Source organism: Frankia sp. AgKG'84/4, from assembly GCF_023242965.2.
GTDB lineage: Bacteria > Actinomycetota > Actinomycetes > Frankiales > Frankiaceae > Frankia.
Genome location: NZ_JALKFU020000414.1, coordinates 1 through 4,724 on the forward strand (window position 1 = coordinate 1; position 4,724 = coordinate 4,724).

Genomic DNA, 4,724 nt, shown 5'->3' on the forward strand with positions numbered 1-4,724 from the left:
TGGTGAACCGCGGTGCACTCGCCGATCATGGTGAACCGCGGTGCACTCGCCGATCATGGTGAACCGCGGTGCACTCGCCGATCATGGTGAACCGCGGTGCACTCGGCCCGGGGGTCAGGTGCCGGTGCGGCCGGTGGTCGTCGACGTGGCGGTCGAGGTGGTGAGGGTGCGGGGGCCGAGGAGTTTCGCCATCAGGTGGTCGGCGACGGTCTCGGCCGGATAGCGGGGCGGGTTGTCCGCGGACACGCACGTCGGCAGGCATTCGACGACGGCGTCGTGGTTGCCCTCGTGGAAGAACGCGACCGAGCGGCGCAGCGCCGGGCCGGGCTGCGCGACGGGCGGCGGGACGACCCGGTGCAGCGTGGAGCGCCACCGGTCGTTCGTCCAGCGGGCCAGGAGATCGCCGATGTTGACGACGAACGCCCCCGGCGCCGGCCGCACCCCATGCCAGGCGTTGTCCGGACCGAGGATCTCCAGGCCATCGACGTCGTCGGCGAGCAGGATCGTGCAGGCACCGTAGTCGGTGTGCGCGCCCATCCGCAGCTGACCCGGCGCCGGATCGGGCGAGCCGGGCTGGCGCAGGTAACGGTTGGCGCGCATGACGTTCGGCGCCCGGCCGGTGCGCCCGGCGAAGTAGTCGTCCGGAAGGTCGAGCGCGCAGGCGAACGCGGCCATCAGCCGGGCGGCGAGCCCGCTGAGCGCCTCGAAGTACGCCACCCACACCGAGCGCATCCGCGCCGGGTGCGCGGGCCAGAGGTTCGGCGCGAACATCCGATGCGCCTCGGCCTCGTAGTACGCCTCGCCCGCCGGCCAGGCGTCGACGCCGATGTTGAACGCCTCGAACAGGTCCGGCAGGGACTCCTCGGCGCCGAGGCTGTAGGCGAGCGCCTCGCTGCCATACGGCGCGTAGCCGCGGTTGACCTCCGGTGACGGCGGCCGCAACGCCAGCTTCTCCTCGACGGGCCGCTCGAAGAACTCGCCCGTGACGGCCAGCATGTCCGCGATCAGCCCCGCCGGCACCCCGTGCCCCACGATCTGCGCGAACCCGACCGCCCGGCACACCTCATCGAGTCGCCCCGCCACTGCCCGCCGCTCGTCCCCTCGTCCACCACCATCCGGATCCGTCCACGCCGACACATCCACCACCGGCACGATTCCGGATCCAGCCACACCCGCACCGCCGCCCAAAGCCGCCTCCCGGTCCCGACCGCCGCCTCGCCGCTCACCGTAGGAGACCGTCGTTACCGTCGGATGACACCCGTGCCGCCCCGGCCCGTGCCGCCAACCCCCATCGGATCGGGACAATCGCCGTGTCCGACCAGTCACTAAGAGCTGCTTCGGGTTCGGCGGGTTCGGCGGGTTCGGCGCGGGCGGCGAGTCTGGCGTGGGTGGTGGGGCCGGGGGAGTGGGCGGGGGGTCGACTCGGGTGGCTTCGACGACGACGATCCAGGTAGGGTTTCGCGCCGGTCGCGAGGGCGGGACTCGGGGCCCGCCCTCGCGACCGGCGCGACCGGCGATCAGTCGTGCAGCAGCGGGTCGCCGAGGGCCTCGTCGAAGGCGAGGTGGCGGTGGTGCAGGCCCGGCTCGTTGCGGCCGAAGACCAGCTCGGCGCGGGCGCCGGAGGCCATGGCGCGCTGGATCTCCGCCGCGAGGCGGTAGTCCTCGTCACGAACGGTGGCGTGGGCGTATTCGAAGATCTCCCCAGCGCCTTTCCGGGTGGCCTCGTCGCTGAGATCCATCGGGGTGGCGTTCTGGTGATAGGTCACCGAGTGGCCCGGCTCACGGCCCGGGTACACCCGGAACACCTCGCCATTGGCCACCGTGGCGGAAAGCACGATGTTCGGATAGAGCGCGTAGATCACCACGAGGTTGTGGAGCGGCTCCCACGACTCCTCTGGTTGCTCCGCGATATCCGTGATGTGTCGGAGCGGAAAAACCAGCCGATGGTGCGGCCCGAACGAGTCGAACAGCGCGCAGTTGCTGCTGGCGATCAGACCGAACGTGTCCTTGTGGACGGACGCGAAATGGTAGTTCTCCGCGAAGGTGTCCAGCGCGAACTTCCAGTTGATCTGGGTGTCGAGGACCTTCTCGCCGATCGGCGCCCAGTTCCCGATGTTCCAGGACTCCAGCTCCGGACCGAGATCGCCGAGGTGCCCGGCGATGTCCAGCGGGCCGGCGGCCGGGTCCAGGCCGACCCACAGGAAGCCGGAATGCTCGGTGGCGGGTAGCTCGGTCAGGCCGGCGCCGGGCTTCAGGGTCTGCGGGAAGCCGTCCCGGCCCGGCCCGCCGACGTACTGGCCCTCGTTGTTGTAGACCCAGGCGTGGAACGGGCAGACGAACCGCTCGGCCTCGCCACAGCCCTGGGCGACCGGCGCCTGTCGGTGCGCGCACACGTTCTGGAAAGCACGTACCTGGCCGTCCGCCGCGCGGGTGAGCAGCACGGGAACGTCCATCACGGTCTTTGTGCAGAAGGTGCCTGGCGTCGGCAGCTCGGAACGATAACCGACCAGTTGCGGAGAGCACCGGACGAGTTCCCGTTCGCGGTCGAAACGATCGCGATCGGTATATGCGGCGGCGGGCTGACGGCGCTCCGACGCGGTCATGTCCGTGGTCCGGTCCGTTGCGATTTTGAGTGCCCGTCGAGTCAGGTCGATGAGCTCGTAGCGGTCGATCGGATGCCTCCCTGGAACGGCGGACATGGCCGGCGCGCCGTCCGTGATGACGACGGGCGATCCCATGTCCCGGTCGGTACGAAATGGTATGTGGCGCCCTTGGGTGACCTGTGTTCCGGGATAAGTCCTCATTCCGACAGGGACAAGGGGGTTGCTTTGCGTGCGGAACGCCGCCAGCCCCGACCGAGATCCTCTGGTTTCCGTATGGAGGTGGTTGCGCACCGTGATGTTCTGGGAGTGGTGTGGGATCGGGGTAACCGCGCCGATGCCGGGCAGAGCCAGGGGTACCCAGTCCAGCCGCGCACGGTGAAAGGAGAGCAGTCAGATGGCGAACGACCTCGCGGGTACCCGCGTCGCATTCCTCGTCGCGCCGGAGGGCGCCGAGCAGGTCGAACTCACCGAGCCCTGGGCCGCGGTGCGCGACGCCGGCGGCGAGCCGGTGCTCGTGTCCACCCGGCCCGGACAGATCCAGGCGTTCCACCACCTCGACCGGGGCGACCAGTTCGACGTCGACGAGACCGTCGACGCGGCCGACCCGCGGGCCTTCGACGCGCTGGTGCTGCCCGGCGGCGTCGCGAGTCCCGACCACCTGCGCACCCAGCCGGATGCCGTCCGGTTCACCCGGGCGTTCTTCGATGCCGGCCGGCCCGTCGCGGTCATCTGCCACGGTCCGTGGACACTCATCGACGCCGGCGCCGTGTCCGGCCGGCGGCTCACGAGCTGGCCGAGCCTGCGCGCCGACCTCACCAATGCCGGCGCGACGTGGGTCGACGAGGAGGTTGTCGTGTGCACCGCCGGCCCGAACACGCTGATCTCCAGCCGCCGGCCGGACGACCTCAAGGCCTTCTGCGCGACAATCGTCGACGAGGTCCGTCCGGCGCGCGCCGGCGGGGGAACCACCCGCCCGGCCGGCGCCGGACTCAGCGATGCCGAGGCGGCCCGGGAGGTGGCCGACCAGACCTCGTCCGACCAGCAGGCCGAGGACGTGTTCGCCCGCGAGGCACGCGGCGCCGGCGGCGACACCGAGGCCGCCCGCGCCAGCGCCGACGACCTGCGCTGAGGGTCACACGCTGAGGGTCACACGCTGAGGGTCACAGAAACCATCCGGTCGCGGGATGTGCGTCGTTTCCAAAGGCATACCGGGGGGCACCTGCCCCCGGTATGCTTGGTCGCAACCTGGGGGCGGGCAGGGGCATTGACGTAGCGCGGCACATTCAATGCGATGGGTAATGGGGTGCACGGCGTAAGCCTCGATGGCGGCGGCCTCGCCGCGACGTTCCCCGACGTGATGGTGGTACTCCGGCAGCGCACGGCCGATGCCCACCGGCGACTGGAGAACGCGTTGCGGATAACCGGGCCTGACCTTTCGGTGAGCCATTATCGCGACGTGCTGGTGCGGATGCACGGGTTCTACGGCGCGTTGGAACCCAGGCTCGATGTTCTGCTGGCCGGCCCCGGCTCGCCGCTGCCGGACTGGCCGTCGCGGCGAAAACTGCCGTTGCTGCGCCGCGACCTCCGCATCCTCGGTATGCCGGCGGCGGCGCTCGCCGAGCTGCCGCCGCCGCGGGTGCCCGCCGTCGCTGACATCGCGGCCGCGATGGGGGTCGCGTACGTCTTCGAAGGGGCCACGCTGGGCGGCCGGTTCATCGTCGAGCATGTCGCGACGACGCCTGTGCCGGTGGCCGCCACGGCGTTCTTCGGCTCCTACGGCGCCGAGGCCGGCCGCCGCTGGAGCCAGGTCCGCCGCGCCCTGCGGGACTGGACGGCCGGCGACCAGGCGCGGGTGGAGTCCGCCGCCGCCACCGCCGCCGAGCTGTTCGAGGCCCTCGAAGCGGAGTACGCCCGGTGACCAGCGTCGAAGGGGCCGGCCCGCTGGAGTCGCCGGAGCCGGTGGACCTGGACAACTGCGACCGCGAGCCGATCCACGTCCCCGGCAGCGTGCAGCCACACGGCGTCCTGCTGGCGGTGCGCGACGACGACGACCTCACCGTGGCGCGGGTGTCCGGCAACGTCGCCGACGCCCTCGGCCGGCCGGCCGCGCGGGTGCTCGGC

General features: G+C 71.3%; 5 protein-coding genes. 3 read left to right on the forward strand and 2 right to left on the reverse strand.

Annotated elements, in window-relative coordinates:
- Positions 1-114: 114 nt before the first annotated feature.
- Both MXD58_RS20230 and MXD58_RS20235 read right to left on the reverse strand, forming a co-directional pair.
- The gene (locus MXD58_RS20230) at positions 115-1,170 is read right to left on the reverse strand and encodes an isopenicillin N synthase family dioxygenase (protein WP_248840634.1); all 1,056 of its coding nucleotides are present in this window, start codon (positions 1,168-1,170) and stop codon (positions 115-117) included.
- Between the two features lie 347 nt (positions 1,171-1,517).
- Positions 1,518-2,603: an aromatic ring-hydroxylating oxygenase subunit alpha gene (locus tag MXD58_RS20235; protein ID WP_248840688.1), complete on the reverse strand. Its 1,086-nt coding sequence runs from the start codon at positions 2,601-2,603 to the stop codon at positions 1,518-1,520.
- 394 nt (positions 2,604-2,997) lie between these two features.
- Between MXD58_RS20235 and MXD58_RS20240 the strand changes: the two genes are divergently transcribed.
- The 3 genes from MXD58_RS20240 to MXD58_RS20250 all read left to right on the forward strand — a co-directional run.
- On the forward strand, positions 2,998-3,732 hold the full coding sequence (locus MXD58_RS20240; protein WP_248840635.1) for a type 1 glutamine amidotransferase domain-containing protein: 735 nt from the start codon (positions 2,998-3,000) through the stop codon (positions 3,730-3,732).
- Positions 3,733-3,906: 174 nt separating this feature from the next.
- Complete coding sequence (locus MXD58_RS20245; protein WP_250609733.1) at positions 3,907-4,521, forward strand: biliverdin-producing heme oxygenase; 615 nt, start codon at positions 3,907-3,909, stop codon at positions 4,519-4,521.
- Positions 4,518-4,724 (forward strand): hypothetical protein (locus MXD58_RS20250; protein ID WP_308302002.1); only part of this gene is annotated, 207 nt, incomplete at its 3' end. The genes MXD58_RS20245 and MXD58_RS20250, both read left to right, overlap by 4 nt.